The sequence below is a fragment of the Pedobacter alluvionis genome (assembly GCF_003664035.1).
In the GTDB taxonomy this organism is placed as follows: domain Bacteria; phylum Bacteroidota; class Bacteroidia; order Sphingobacteriales; family Sphingobacteriaceae; genus Pedobacter; species Pedobacter alluvionis.
On sequence record NZ_RCCK01000014.1, the window covers coordinates 227,087 to 241,457 of the forward strand.

Sequence of the window (14,371 nt, forward strand, 5' to 3'; positions counted from 1 at the left end):
ATGTAACTATGACAGCTGTTAAAGAAAGTTCGACCCGTAATTTTAATAAAGGCATGGCACTAACCAGCTGCCCTGTTACTTTTGTAATGGAAAAAATTGGAGGTTATTGGAAGCCGATTATTATTTTTCATTTAATGAGCGGACCAAAACGTTACAGTGAGTTAAAACGTGCTATACCAGAGATTACAGAGAAAATGCTGATACAACACTTAAAGCAATTGCAAAATGATGACCTTGTTCATCGGGATGCACAAGCCGTTATACCGCCTGTAGTTACGTATAGCCTTACCAAATCGGGACAGGATCTTTTTCAGGTGTTAGACTCGATGGTAGATTGGGCCGTTAAAAATGGTTCTGTTTAACCTTTATTATATACAAAATAAGAGTTTGAGTAAAACTTTGGCTCATTTACCATTTAAGACACATAAGGTACATATAAGCCAATACGGGGTAGATCATGAAACAAGTTTAGCATGATGGCTTTATCTGTAGTTGATTATTAGGCGATATAATGTCTTTTATTGATTGGAAATGAAAGGATGGTTTTTCATCGGATATTACAGCCCTGCTGTTCGCTGTAGCCCTCATGCTTCGGGGCTGCCGCTACCATCAGGTTTACGAACAGCGTAGGTGCATAGTGCAATCTCAAAAATGAAATACGGATCTGGCTTTTCTAAAAACCAAAAGAAATCATTTTAAATGTGCGGGATAGTCTACAGTATCATAATCCCCTTGATGTTTGCGGCTTGCTTATAAACAGCAATCACTTCATCAGCATTTTGCATGGTCTTTTTTACCGTAATCGAAACATATTTACCGGTTTTTGATGCTTGCTCAATAAACTCATCATTGGGTAAAATGGCACGTAAATCCTGTATTTTATCTAAACCGCCTGTAATGATAAATTTAAAATTGTAAACACCCGGAAACTGCTCAACACTTTCTAGCTTCTCTTTTAAATTAGCATAAATATCACCATTTGTCCCATCTGGGATATCAGTAAGCTCAATATTCTTATTTATTTTTTTCTCTTCCATTATCAGGTTATATCAAATTCTATACCTAAAACATCAGTGTGTAATTCTGACAGCATCCTGCATTTATTTAACTCAAAATCCCGCCATTTTGCGTGAAAGCGGTTGATTTTAAAACCTCAATAGTAGTACAAACTCAATTTAAATAAACCTTGGCGAAGCGGATACCGGCCTGGTGCGTAAGGCCTGCAGGCGTATGAGCAAAGAAAAGGGCTACACAACCCAATGAAATACAGGTTTGGCTTTACCCCTAAATCCCCTAAAGGGGACTTCATATCCAAATTTAATGGCATGATAGATTCTGGCCACGAAGTAGCTATTAGACCTCAAAAACAACAAGAACAGCTAATAAAACGGGTTCAGAATGACGAACGATAAAATATGACTTTAGGTTTTAAACTAATTACTAACAACTTTGGCAAAAAGCGACAGGAATTGTTATTTTTGAACCTCAAAAAAACAGGAGCCGATTTGGATTATTTAGCAGGATTAAACCCACAACAGAGAGCAGCAGTAGAGAACACAAAAGGACCGGTAATGATTGTTGCAGGTGCAGGTTCGGGCAAAACCAGGGTAATTACCTTTCGTGTAGCCCATCTTATTCAAACCGGTACCGATCCATTTAATATTCTGGTTTTAACCTTTACCAACAAAGCGAGTAAAGATATGCGCGAGCGTATTAGTAAAGTGGTTGGTGCAGAGGCAAAGAACATCTGGATGGGTACTTTTCACTCTGTTTTTGCGAAAATTTTACGTGTGGAGGCCGAGAAAATCGGTTATCCAAGCAACTTCACCATTTACGATACCGACGATAGTAAAAGTGTAATCCGTGCTATTTTGAAAGAAATGCAGCTGGATGATAAATTATATGCAGCAAACTTTGTTTTTAACAGAATTTCATCAGCTAAAAATAATTTAATTTCCTGGGGCGAATACCAGGCAAACGACCAGATACAGGCTGAAGATATCCAGAATAAACGCCCATTAATTGGCCAGATTTACGAAACCTATGCTAAACGCTGTTTCAGAGCTGGTGCAATGGATTTTGATGATTTGTTGTTCAAAACCAACATTTTATTAAAAGAACACCCGGATGTTTTAAATAAATACCAGCAGAAATTCAGATACCTGATGGTGGATGAGTACCAGGATACCAACTTTTCGCAGTATACCATTGTGAAAAAACTGGCTGCTGCATATCAAAACATTTGTGTAGTGGGTGATGATGCACAGAGTATTTATGCTTTCCGTGGTGCAAACATCCAGAATATTCTAAATTTCGAACGCGATTATCCTGATTTAAAGGTTTATAAATTAGAACAGAATTATCGTTCTACCCAAAATATTGTTGATGCTGCAAGCAGTATTATTGCCAACAACAAAAATCAGCTCGAAAAGAATGTATTTTCTGAAAATGCAGAAGGAGATAGAATTAAAGTTTCGCGTGCGTTTACCGATAACGAAGAAGGTAAATTGGTTGCCGAAGCCATTATTCAGGAGCGCAGTACAAAAGGATATCAACACAGCGATTTCGCCATTTTATACCGTACCAATGCACAAAGCAGGGCGATGGAGGAAGGTTTACGCAAACTAAATATTCCTTACCGGATCTATGGCGGTCAGTCTTTTTACCAACGCAAAGAGATTAAAGATTTAATTGCTTATTTCCGTTTAACTTTTAATCCGAAGGATGAAGAGGCGATAAAACGTGTAATCAATTACCCTAAACGTGGTATTGGCGACACTTCTATTGATAAAATTATTGTTGCGGCAGATCAGCATGGAAAAACCATGTGGGATGTAATTTCTAATGCACACGAATATGTTGATGGGCGTTTAGCCAATCAACTGAACGATTTTTCCATGATGGTGCAAAGCTTCCAGGCAGAAGCGAAAAAGCTGGATGCCTATGATACCGCTTTGTTTATTGCTCAACATGCAGGTATTTTAAAAGAATTATACACTGATGATAGTGTGGAAGGACGTGCGAGATACGAAAACATTCAGGAATTATTAAATGGTATTAAGGAGTTTGCAGAACGCGAAGACATTGAAGAAAAAGGCCTTGATATTTTTATGCAGGATGTTGCCCTTTTAACCAACGATGATAAAGATGGTGATAAAAATAAGGATACGGTTTCTTTAATGACGATTCACTCAGCTAAAGGATTGGAGTTTAAAAACGTGTTTATTGTTGGATTGGAAGAAAATCTGTTTCCATCGCAAATGTCGTTAACCAACCGCACTGATCTGGAAGAGGAACGCCGTTTATTCTACGTGGCCATTACCCGTGCCGAAGTAAAACTGACACTCACTTATGCCACTTCCCGCTACCGCTGGGGAACTTTAACCAACTGCGAACCAAGCCGTTTCATAAACGAAATTAGTCCGAAATTTTTAGAATTGGACGTTAAACCAGCTAAATCAACTACTTTCGACGGAAATTTTGATGATGATAGGAAATCCTGGACTTCACAACCACGCGACTTTATCAGCAAACCCAAACCAGCGGCCGGTGCTACTACTTCTGCCCCTCCTGTCCGCCCGAAAACAACATCATTATTGGCAAAGGCACACATACCAACACCTGGTTTTACCCCATCACAACCACACGAGTTTCAGGGTGGTATGGAAGTGGAGCACGAAAAATTCGGTTTCGGAAAAATTATCAGTCTGGAGGGTACATTACCTGATGTTAAGGCAACAGTATTTTTCCAGGGCTTAGGTAATAAACAGTTGCTGCTTAAGTTTGCAAAACTGATGATTGTGAAGTAAAACGCAGATTTCCATTTAGCTACAGAAACGCAGAGGTACGAAAATCAAAGGAGATTCGTCATCCTGAACTTGTTTCAGGATCTTTAATAGATGCTGAATCAAGTTCAGCATGACGAGTGCTAATGAAAATTATGTCTAACTCAGGGCTCTCTGCGCTTTTATCTCTGCGCTCTTTGCGGTTAAAAACACCATGGATAAAAAGTTGAAAAACCACAAAATTATCCTTATTATTGATTCGGTTCTCCCGATTACAAACCATGCAACTTACCAGGTTAGAAATTAAAGGTTTTAAGAGCTTTGGCGATAAAGTGACCATCAATTTTAATGAGGGAGTTACGGCTATTGTTGGTCCGAATGGTTGCGGAAAATCTAATGTAATTGATGCCATGCGTTGGGTTTTAGGTGAACAAAGCACCAAAGCCTTGCGTTCGGAAAAGATGGAGAACATCATTTTCAACGGAACAAAAAACCGTAAACAGGCACAGCTCGCTGAGGTTTCCTTAAGCTTTGATAATACCAGGAACATTCTTCCTACAGCTTATTCGCAGGTTACAGTAACCCGTAAACTCTACAGAAATGGCGACAGTGAATACCGCCTAAACGATGTTCAATGCAGGTTAAAAGATATTACCGACCTCTTTCTGGATACCGGGATTGGCTCTGATAGTTATTCTATTATTGAGCTTAAAATGGTTGATGAAATTATTACCAATAAAGAACATAGCCGTCGCTCCTTGTTTGAAGAAGCATCGGGTATTTCGAAATACAAATTACGCAAAAAACAGACTTTCAGCAAATTAAAAGACACAGAAGCCGATTTAGAACGGGTGGAGGATTTACTTTTCGAGATTGAAAAAAACCTTAAAACTTTAGAAAATCAGGCTCGTAAAGCAGAACGTTATTATAAACTAAAAGAGCAATACCGTGAACTGAGTGTTCAGTTGGCTACACACCGTATTGCCTTCTTCCGCACCGACTTAAATGCTTTGGAAACTCAGGAGCAAAATCAGTTGGTAAACCGTACCGAACTCAGCGCCAAAATAGATACGGGTGAAGCCGAACTGCAAAAACTTAAACTAGGCAGTATTAACCAGGAAAAAAATCTTTCTGTACAACAAAAGGCCACAAATGAGGTTGTTTCTAAAATCCGCGCTTACGAAAGCGAGAAAAAAGTAAAGAACGAGCAGATGCGCTTTTTACAGGAAAAGGAAACACGTTTATCGGGCGAGCTGGAGAAAGATAAAAACCAGGTTAACCACATTAAATACAACATCAAACGTTTAAATGAAGAAGTTTTAACAGAAACCGAGGTTTTTAACCGACTGGAATCTGATTTAAAGCTACTAAAATCTACGCTTGATACTTTGCGGGAGCAACAGCAGACCGAGAAAAACAGGACTGACAACCTGATCAAATCGGTTAACGACCTGCAAAACCAGGTATACCAATCGCAAAAAGAAATTGATATCCTGAATATTCAGAAAGATGCCCTGGTACAGGAAACCAACCGGAATGTTGATGATACCGAAACCAAAACATTAGAATTAAAGGCTTTCGATCATGCATTAGCTGAACTTGATATCCAGGTAAGGGAAAAGCAGGCCAATATTAAAAACCTAACGGAAGCTGAAGAACTGTTAAAAGAAAAACTGGCTGCATCCGAAATTAACCTCAGTTTGAACAAAGAAAAACTTACGACCGAAAACCGTAAAAAAGATGCCAAACAGAACGAATACAACCTGACGAAATCTCTGGTTGACAGTTTAGAGGGCTTTCCGGAGTCGATCCGCTTTTTAAAAAAAAACAATGCCTTTGCTAAAAGTGCCCTGCTCCTATCTGATATTTTATTCTGTAATGAAGATTACCGTATTGCGATAGAAAATTACCTCGAACCGGTAATGAACCACTATGTTGTTGACCAGTATGCAGATGCCGTTCAGGCCATTAATCTTTTAACCGATGCCAGCCGTGGGCGAGCTAACTTTTTCATATTGGAAAATGTTCCTGATAAAAATCCTGTTATTAGTACTCACGAAGGATTGGTTTCGGCTTTATCTGTAATCGAAGTTGACAAAAAATACCAGCACCTCTGCAACCTGCTTTTACAAAATGTATACATCGCAATAGCTGAGCAAGAAAATTTATTTAAAGCCACACCAACCGAGAGTTTAACCATTTTAGCCAAAAATGGAAAATATGCGCAAACAAGATTCACTTTGGCGGGTGGTTCAGTAGGTTTGTTTGAAGGAAAAAGGATTGGTCGTGCGAAGAATTTAGAAAATCTGGCTAAAGAAATTAAAGCTTCCGAATCACTGATTAATCAGTATAATACAGCCATAAAAGCCGAAACAGACAACATATTTAACCTGAAAGAGGCTTCAAAAATCAATCAGATAAACGCTTTACAACAGGAAATGAACCGTTTAAACAACGAACACATTTCTGTGCAGACCCGCCGCGATCAGTACCAGGAGTTTATCACCACCAGCGAAAACCGCAAAACGGATATCGCGCAAAAGATCGTATCGATAGAAAAAGCCTTGTCGGAGAAGTTACCCGCATTGGTTCAATTGCAAAAAGACCAGCAAGAAGCACATCGTAATTTACAGGAGCAACAACTTAATTATCAGGAAATTGCCGATCAGGTAAACGAAAGCGCGGGCAAATACAACCAGGATAATATCCGTTTTCACCAACAACAGAATAAACTATCAGGTTTAGAAAAGGATTTAGATTACCGTTTTGTACAGGAAGAGGCTTTAAATAAGCGCATTGCCCAAAACGACAAAGAACTACAGGAGGCATTGATCCAAATTACGGCAACCTTACAACATACCGATCTGAATGATGATACCCTTTTAGAAATGTATCAACAGCGAGAGGAAATGGAAAAAGGCCTTGCTGAAGCCGAGCAGGCATATTTTTCAAGTAAAGGAAGCATTAACGAGGTAGAAAACAACCTGACGAACATCCGCAAAAACCGCGAAGAAACCGATTTCTTATTAACCGAAATCAAGGATAAGAAAAATGCGTTAAAAATCGACTTAAATGCATTAAAAGAACGTTTAGCTGTCGAGTTTAATATCGACATTAACGACCTTTTAGAAACCGAGACTGAAATTGAAGCGCTGGAAAGCGAATTCGAACTGCGCCAGAAAGTAGAAAAAATGAAGCGCCAGTTGGATGAATTTGGCGCGATAAACCCCATGGCCATGGAAGCTTTTAAAGAAATGGAAGAGCGTTATACTTTTATCCAGAATCAGAAAAAAGACCTCAACGCCGCCAAAGCCGATCTTTTACAAACCATAAAAGAAATCGATGATACGGCTAAAGATAAATTTATGCAGGCTTTTACTCAGGCCCGCGAACATTTTATCGTGGTTTTCCGCTCTTTATTTAACGAAGAAGATAGTTGCGACCTGATTTTATCAGATATCAATAATCCTTTAGAGGCCGATATTGATATTATTGCCCGTCCGAAAGGAAAAAGACCTTTATCGATCAACCAGTTATCTGGTGGGGAAAAAACGTTAACAGCTACGGCCCTGTTGTTTTCACTTTACCTGTTAAAACCAGCACCCTTCTGTATTTTCGATGAGGTTGATGCGCCTTTGGATGATACCAACATTGATAAATTCAACAATATTATCCGCAAATTCTCCGATCAATCGCAGTTTATCATCGTATCACATAACAAACGTACCATTGCCAGTACCGATATTATTTATGGGGTAACGATGGTAGAGCAGGGCGTTTCGAGGGTGGTTGCCGTAGATTTAAGAGAAGTGGCAGCCTAGTTCAACTTTTCCGTCATTGCGAGGAGATACGACGAAGCAATCTTTTATTTACATTTTTTCCCAATTCGAAAATGAAAGCAACAGCCTTTGGCAGTCATCAGTCCTGCTGTACACTATAGCCTCGCGAAAAGCTCGGGCTGCCGTTCCCATCAGGTTTAGAAACGCAATACAGTAAAGCAAACAGCGTTTGAATAGCGTAACGAAAAATGTATATTTGTTAATAACAATAAAAGATATGTTAGCTACAGTTAAAGGATATTATGAAAAAGGAAAAATAACGCTGAAAGAAAAAGCGCCTGTACAGACCAAAACGGAAGTTATAGTTACTTTTTTAACAGAAGATAAGCCACTTCTTGCTAAAAGGATTCCTGGTGCGTTTAAAGGTAAAATATCAATCCCTGATGATTTTAACGAACCTTTAGATGATTTTAAGGAATATATGTAATGGCATCTAATCATTATCTTTTAGATACCCATTGTTTAATATGGTTTCAGGAAAATAATCCAAAGATCCCTAAAAAGATACTTGATATTCTTCAAAATACAGAAAACGTTGTTTATTTCAGTCAAATTAGTTTGTTTGAAATCTCAATAAAACAGTCCCTCGGCAAACTTCCTAACTTCAGTGTATCTGTAGAAGATATTCATAATCAAGCGCTATTAGATGGCTTCAGTTTTTTAGTCATAGAAAATTCTGCAATTTTCAATTATTATAGCATTCCATTGTTGAATGAACACAGAGATCCATTCGATCGGCTATTAATTTCTTCAGCTATACAACAAAATGCTACTTTATTATCTGCTGATGAAAAATTCAAGCTTTATCCAAATATTTTAAAATTGCTTTGGCAGTAATTCATTATAATCATGAAAATCCTATATATCCTTCCTTTAGCGATGACGCTAAGCTGCTGTTCATCAGTTAAAAATCAAAACAATACGACTTCCGGCAAGTTGGATACTCAATTGTTAAAAGACGTTGAAGTATTATCTTCCGATGCTTATCAAGGTAGAAAAACCGGTACAAAGGGCGCTGAAATGACCAGGGCTTATATTATAGAAAGATTTCAAAAATTGGGTTTAAAATCTTACCCACAACATGTAAATTATGCACAGGAATTCACCTTCAATGGTAGAAATGGTGCAAAAGTAAACGGAACCAACATTATTGGGTACATTCCAGGTAAAAGTAGCAATGTTATTGTGGTATCCGCACATTACGACCATTTAGGCATGATAAAGGATGAGGTTTTTAATGGTGCCGACGATAATGCATCAGGAACTGCAGGATTACTGAAAATTGCAGCCTATTTTGCCAAGAACAAGCCGAACAACACGATCATTTTCGCAGCTTTCGATGCGGAAGAAATGGGTTTACAGGGTGCAAAAGCATTTGTAGGCAATCCACCAGTACCCATTAATACTATTGCCATTGACCTGAACATGGATATGATTAGTCACAGTGATAAAGGTGAACTCTACGTATGTGGGACTTTCAAATATCCCGATTTAAAGAAATATGTAGATACGACTAAAACCAATATCAAATTACTTTTCGGTCACGACGATCCTAAACAAGGTCATGATGACTGGACCAACCAGAGCGACCAGGGTGCATTTAATGCTAAAAATATTCCATTCTTATATTTTGGCGTGGAAGATCATAAAGATTACCATAAAGCTACAGATGAATATTCTACCATCACCAAACCATTTTTCAGTAATGCTGCAAGTGCTGTACTGGATGTGGTAAAAAGTATCGACACACAAACTGGCTTACAACAATTGTTAAAGGATAAAATGATCATGATGGACAATCCAAGAAAGTTGGAAAAATTTTAATGAATTGATTGATATAAATCTAAACCTGCCCTATCCGGCAGGTTTTTTTATGCCTTTACATTTCAACAATAAATTATTCATCTGAATATCAGTAAATTAAACAAAAAACTATAAAAATAGTTTGCAAACTATTTTTATAGTAGTAACTTCAATTAACCAAACTACAAAAATAGTTGCTATGATAAAAGAACTCACAAAAGCAGAAGAACAGGTAATGCTCATTCTTTGGGAAATGGGCGAAGCCCTGGTAAAAGATGTTATCGATAAAATGAACGAACCCAAGCCCGCTTACAACACGGTATCTACAGTAATAAGGGTTTTGGAAGGAAAAGGTTTTGTTGATCATAAGGCCATCGGGAATACGCACATCTACTTCCCTATTATTAAAGAAACTGATTATAAAAAGTTTGCAATAGATAAAGTGATGAACAATTACTTTGAAAACTCTTATGAGAGTCTGGTTTCTTTTCTGGTGAAAGAAAAAAGTATGAGTAACGAAGAACTCAATGAAATTATTCAATTGGCAGAGAAACTTAAAAAAGACAAATGATGAGCTGGTTATATTATTTATTCGAAGCAAATCTATACCTTATCCTATTTTATGGATTTTATAGATTATTCCTCCACAAGGAAACCTTTTACGGATTAAACAGGTATTATCTGATTTTCAGCTCGATACTCGCTTTTATACTTCCATTTTTTCAGCTGGGATTTTTAAAAAAGGAAATGGTTTTCAACTATACAGGATATCCCCAGATCGAAGAACCTAAATCATTTTTAAATCTGGAAAATATTCTTTTATTGTTATATCTGGCGATTTCAACAGTTTTAATACTAAAAGTTTTTTGGGGACTAAGGCATATTGCAAAATTAATGCGAAATGCCCGTAAGAATAAAGAAAATGGTATCACATTTATTGAAATCCAAAACTCAAAAATGGCATTTTCATTCTTTAATCTCCTCTTTATTGATCCAGAGATGAACCAAAAGGCTACCGTATTAAAGCACGAAATGGTTCATATTAAGCAGAAGCATAGTTTTGATATTCTATTATTCGAATTGGTACAGATCTCGAGTTGGTTCAATCCAATCATATATTTTATCAGGAATGACATCAGGCTCATCCACGAATACCTTGCTGATGACGCTACCACCAGGACAGATATTGCCAAATACGACTACGCATTGTTCCTTATTCAAAATTCGTATGGAAACCAGGAAGTTACGCTTAGCAACCATTTTTTCAATTCATCATTACTAAAAAACAGAATAAGTATGTTAAACCAAAAAAAATCAGCAAAATTGGCCAGGCTCAAATTGTTATTTATCCTTCCGTTAACCGGATTTATGTTATGCCTCTCTACAATGGCATTTACAAAAGATTATGCTACCATCCAATTTGGACAAAAAAAGGAAAGCTTAACCATCGTTTTTCAGGATACGACCAGGAAAAAAGCTGACAAGAAGAGGTTACCACCACCGCCAGTTGAACCAGGCGCTTTAAAATCAAAAAAGTCTAGTACTCCAAAAGTTGATCAGATTCGTTTCGCTCCACCTATTGTAAAAAAAGATAAAAAGAACTTACCAGTACCACCGCCACCACCCCCAGTTGAACCAAAAACTAAAAAAAGTGGTGGTAAATAGTAAAAGGTAATATTTTAAGTACAGGATAACTACTGTGGCACGTAAACCACATATTTAGTCTCAAAAAATCTTCCTCAAAATAAGCTGAAAGCCGGTATAATTCTGCTTTCAGTTTTTTATATTATATGATTTTTTCCCAGGGCCTTACTTCAATACCATTACTACGGTTTTGGATAACCGATCCGGTATAACAAATAATGGTTTTTAATTTCTTATTATCATCTGCCAGATCCTTAAAATATAACAAGCCTTTTTGATAATCGGAATTCATTGTTGCCCCAGCTTTAATTTCTACTGCTGTAACTGCTATGGCTGTATCAAGTAGTACATCTAATTCATTTCCTGTTTTATCACGCCAATAATAAAGATTATCCTGTAAACCATTGTTTAAACGCTGTTTAAGCAGGTCTATAATCATCATATTTTCGAACAGTGCACCAATACTGGGATGAAATGCAAGTTGCTCAACATTTTGAAGACCCAACAAACTACAGGCAACGCCAGTATCGTAAAAATAAAGTTTTGGGGCTTTTATAATCCGTTTATTGTAGTTATTATAAAATGGTCTCAGCAAATAGATGATATAACTTGATTGCAAGATATATAACCATGCCTGTACCGTTTTGGCATCGATACCACAATCGTTACCAAGCGACTGCATATTTAAAATTTGCCCCGTTCTACCTGCACATAAGCGTAAAAATTTCATGAACAATGCCAAATCTGTGATGTTTTTCAATTGGCGAACATCTCTTTCTACGTAAGTATTGATATAATTGGGATACCAATCTACAGTATCGATATTTCTATATAACGGCTCTGGATAAGCCCCGGAAAATATATGACTTTGATAATCCGATAATAATTTTGCCTTCTTTAATTCTTTCAAACTGCAGGGCAATAAATGTAAATAAGCCACTCTACCAGCTAAGGTCTGGGATATGCTTTCCTGCATTAAAAAGTTATTGCTTCCACTTAAGATAAAAAAACCAGCTTTATTATTTTCATCTACAATTTGCTGGATATAAGAAAACAAATGAGGTAATTTTTGCACTTCATCTAAAATGGCTCCATTTTTAAATTGCTTTAAAAAACCTTTTGGATCAACTGTTGCAAATTCAGCAATATCGGGATTTTCAAGTGATACATAGGGTTTACGCGGAAAAGTTGTCTTGCAGATCGTTGTTTTACCACTCTGCCGTGGACCAACAACTGCAACAACTCTAAACTTAGAGGCCAATTGTTTTAATTTATTTTTACCAACTCTATGAATCATAGATAAATATAAAAATAAAATAGACAAATCTGGAATTTAATTCCGGATTAGGACAAAATAAATTAACAAATAGCTATCAATCAATATTTTAATTAAAACCAATCCACACAGATATCGATTAATTACTGCGGTACATAAACAACATATTTAGTCTCAAAAAAATCTTCCTCAAAGTAAGCTGAAAGTGGATATAACTCTGCTTTCAGTTTTGATTCTTTGATCTCTTCAGCTAAATCGCCACCTTTTAAATACAAAATCCCATTTGGAATGGCATTTAAGGAGTCTTTTTTAAATTTGCCCTGTATCCATGGATAAAATTCACCTAAGCGGGTAACCGCTCTCGATACCACAAAGTTAAATTTCTCTTTAATCTGCTCAGCTCTTAAATGATCAGCCCTTAAATTCTCCAAACCTAATGCCGATGCCACTTCTTTTACCACTTTAATCTTTTTTCCGATAGAATCTACCAGATAGAATTGCGTTTCGGGAAACAAAATCGCTAATGGGATGCCAGGAAAACCACCACCTGTACCTACATCTAAAACTGATTCGCCAGCTTTAAAAGTACAAACCTTAGCTATCCCTAACGAATGTAATACATGGCGCTCATATAGTTCTTCAATATCTTTTCTAGAAATTACATTGATTTGCGAATTCCAAAAGCTATATAATTCGAACAGTTGCGAAAATTGGGCAATCTGTTTTTCGCTTAAATCAGGGAAATATTTTAAAACGATATCGGGCTTTACATCAAGCATATTGTAATTACTAAAGGATTATTGAATTATTTCCAGTTTACTTTTTTCTTGCCAAATAAGGCTAAAAATCCGTTCAGGGTTAAAAACAGAAACAAAAGTATATCTAAAATCGGGAACCACCAACGTAAATCGCTATAGTTTAAGCGTTTCAGCAATTTTGGATAAATAAAACACCTGATAATGATGCTTAATCCGAGGATTCCTAAAGCGATGTATTGCGCCTCGCGACTAAAAAACATACATGCGGTAAAGAAAGCATAGAATAAAAACTGGAAAACAATCTGCAAGCTTAAAATAAACTTATGCTTTGATTTATAGAACTTTCCGGCACCAAAATGACGTTTTTTCTGTCTCAGATAGCCCCGCCAGGTATTATTAGGTTCACTCCAAACATGACTATCGCGGTGTAAACGGATTTCGGTATTGTATTTATTGGCATGTGCATTTACAAACAAATCATCATCTCCGGATGGGATATGCATGTGTGCTGCAAAGCCTTTATTTTTAAAAAAAAGCGATTTTTTATAAGCCATATTGCGTCCAACGCCCATATACGGCATACCTTTTAAAGCGAAAGACAAGTAATTTACGGCAGTAAAAAAGGTTTCAAACCTGATCAGTGCATTTAAAAGACTTCTTTTTTTCATATAAGGAGAATAGCCCAAAACGATTTCCGTATTTTCGTCAGCAGGCTGCTGCATATCCATTAACCAATACCCGGAAGCTGGTGTGCAATCTGCATCAGTAAAAACCAACCAATCATACCTGGCGGCCTTTATTCCCATGGTTACCGCAAATTTCTTACCCGCTATAAATTTATCGTTATCTAAAATCTTAACTACTTTCAGGTTATGGTGTTTCTTCTCTAATTGGTCTAAAAACTCTTCTGTACCGTCCCAGGAGCGATCATTAACCACCACAATTTCGAACTCCGGATAATTTTGACTTAATAATACAGGCAGATACCGCTCTAAATTCACAATTTCGTTTCTTGCACAAACAATTACACTTAGCGGTTTTTGAGCCGACGAGGGAACCTCTTCGATACCTACATTAGCCAATTTTAAATGAACAAAAAGTACATAGTAAAGCTGCACCAAAAGGCAAAAAGCCAATATCGAGAGCAGAATAATTTCAATCAGGGTTAATATCACGATGTTAAAATAAACAGGCGCAAATTTCTCATTTTTAATCTGTAAATCACTTTTATGTGGATAAAAAATTAAACAAAAATATGCTCTCAAT

Annotated in this window: 12 protein-coding genes; 8 read left to right on the forward strand and 4 right to left on the reverse strand. The window is 36.9% G+C overall.

All coding sequences use genetic code 11. The annotated features are described in order from the left end of the window. Positions 1-8 precede the first annotated feature (8 nt). Entirely contained in the window at positions 9-362 is a 354-nt protein-coding gene (locus tag BCL90_RS20480) for a winged helix-turn-helix transcriptional regulator (protein WP_121286696.1), read from the forward strand. A gap of 351 nt (positions 363-713) precedes the next feature. Here BCL90_RS20480 and BCL90_RS20485 read toward each other — a convergent pair whose 3' ends face one another. Further along, the gene (locus tag BCL90_RS20485) at positions 714-1,037 is read right to left on the reverse strand and encodes a DUF493 family protein (protein WP_121286699.1); all 324 of its coding nucleotides are present in this window, start codon (positions 1,035-1,037) and stop codon (positions 714-716) included. 468 nt (positions 1,038-1,505) lie between these two features. On the opposite strand from BCL90_RS20485, the gene BCL90_RS20490 reads away from it, so the two are divergent. The 7 genes from BCL90_RS20490 to BCL90_RS20525 all read left to right on the forward strand — a co-directional run bounded on the left by BCL90_RS20490 (position 1,506) and on the right by BCL90_RS20525 (position 11,092). Continuing rightward, on the forward strand, positions 1,506-3,809 hold the full coding sequence (locus BCL90_RS20490) for an ATP-dependent helicase (RefSeq protein ID WP_121287306.1): 2,304 nt from the start codon (positions 1,506-1,508) through the stop codon (positions 3,807-3,809). A gap of 257 nt (positions 3,810-4,066) precedes the next feature. After that, positions 4,067-7,606, forward strand: coding sequence for a chromosome segregation protein SMC (smc, locus tag BCL90_RS20500; RefSeq protein WP_121286704.1), 3,540 nt, complete (start codon positions 4,067-4,069; stop codon positions 7,604-7,606). A 187-nt stretch (positions 7,607-7,793) separates the two neighbouring features. Continuing rightward, positions 7,794-8,051, forward strand: a complete 258-nt coding sequence (locus BCL90_RS20505) for a DUF2281 domain-containing protein (protein ID WP_208647489.1) — start codon at positions 7,794-7,796, stop codon at positions 8,049-8,051. Beyond that, positions 8,051-8,461 carry a type II toxin-antitoxin system VapC family toxin gene (locus BCL90_RS20510; protein WP_121286709.1) on the forward strand — a complete coding sequence of 137 codons (411 nt, stop codon included), beginning with the start codon at positions 8,051-8,053 and terminating at the stop codon, positions 8,459-8,461. Before BCL90_RS20505 ends, BCL90_RS20510 begins: the two co-directional genes overlap by 1 nt. A 12-nt stretch (positions 8,462-8,473) precedes the next feature. Further along, the gene (locus BCL90_RS20515) at positions 8,474-9,448 is read left to right on the forward strand and encodes a M28 family peptidase (RefSeq protein ID WP_121286713.1); all 975 of its coding nucleotides are present in this window, start codon (positions 8,474-8,476) and stop codon (positions 9,446-9,448) included. 178 nt (positions 9,449-9,626) lie between these two features. Continuing rightward, positions 9,627-9,998 carry a BlaI/MecI/CopY family transcriptional regulator gene (locus BCL90_RS20520; RefSeq protein ID WP_121286715.1) on the forward strand — a complete coding sequence of 124 codons (372 nt, stop codon included), beginning with the start codon at positions 9,627-9,629 and terminating at the stop codon, positions 9,996-9,998. Beyond that, complete coding sequence (locus tag BCL90_RS20525) at positions 9,995-11,092, forward strand: M56 family metallopeptidase (protein WP_121286718.1); 1,098 nt, start codon at positions 9,995-9,997, stop codon at positions 11,090-11,092. The genes BCL90_RS20520 and BCL90_RS20525 overlap by 4 nt, the downstream gene beginning before the upstream one ends. Positions 11,093-11,213: 121 nt before the next feature. Here the strand turns inward: BCL90_RS20525 and BCL90_RS20530 are convergent, their stop codons facing one another. The 3 genes from BCL90_RS20530 to BCL90_RS20540 all read right to left on the reverse strand — a co-directional run bounded on the left by BCL90_RS20530 (position 11,214) and on the right by BCL90_RS20540 (position 14,370). Next, positions 11,214-12,368 carry an ATP-binding protein gene (locus BCL90_RS20530; RefSeq protein WP_121286721.1) on the reverse strand — a complete coding sequence of 385 codons (1,155 nt, stop codon included), beginning with the start codon at positions 12,366-12,368 and terminating at the stop codon, positions 11,214-11,216. 122 nt (positions 12,369-12,490) lie between these two features. Beyond that, complete coding sequence (gene rsmG, locus BCL90_RS20535) at positions 12,491-13,126, reverse strand: 16S rRNA (guanine(527)-N(7))-methyltransferase RsmG (protein ID WP_121286724.1); 636 nt, start codon at positions 13,124-13,126, stop codon at positions 12,491-12,493. Between the two features lie 26 nt (positions 13,127-13,152). Next, positions 13,153-14,370, reverse strand: a complete 1,218-nt coding sequence (locus BCL90_RS20540; protein WP_317126842.1) for a glycosyltransferase — start codon at positions 14,368-14,370, stop codon at positions 13,153-13,155. Position 14,371 lies beyond the last annotated feature (1 nt).

Coding starts and splice junctions, on each gene's coding strand:
- BCL90_RS20480 (WP_121286696.1), top strand. CDS start 9: ATGACAGCTGTTAAAGAAAGTTCGACCCGTAATTTTAATAAAGGCATG.
- BCL90_RS20485 (WP_121286699.1), bottom strand. CDS start 1,037: ATGGAAGAGAAAAAAATAAATAAGAATATTGAGCTTACTGATATCCCA.
- smc (WP_121286704.1), top strand. CDS start 4,067: ATGCAACTTACCAGGTTAGAAATTAAAGGTTTTAAGAGCTTTGGCGAT.
- BCL90_RS20510 (WP_121286709.1), top strand. CDS start 8,051: ATGGCATCTAATCATTATCTTTTAGATACCCATTGTTTAATATGGTTT.
- BCL90_RS20515 (WP_121286713.1), top strand. CDS start 8,474: ATGAAAATCCTATATATCCTTCCTTTAGCGATGACGCTAAGCTGCTGT.
- BCL90_RS20520 (WP_121286715.1), top strand. CDS start 9,627: ATGATAAAAGAACTCACAAAAGCAGAAGAACAGGTAATGCTCATTCTT.
- BCL90_RS20525 (WP_121286718.1), top strand. CDS start 9,995: ATGATGAGCTGGTTATATTATTTATTCGAAGCAAATCTATACCTTATC.
- BCL90_RS20530 (WP_121286721.1), bottom strand. CDS start 12,368: ATGATTCATAGAGTTGGTAAAAATAAATTAAAACAATTGGCCTCTAAG.
- rsmG (WP_121286724.1), bottom strand. CDS start 13,126: ATGCTTGATGTAAAGCCCGATATCGTTTTAAAATATTTCCCTGATTTA.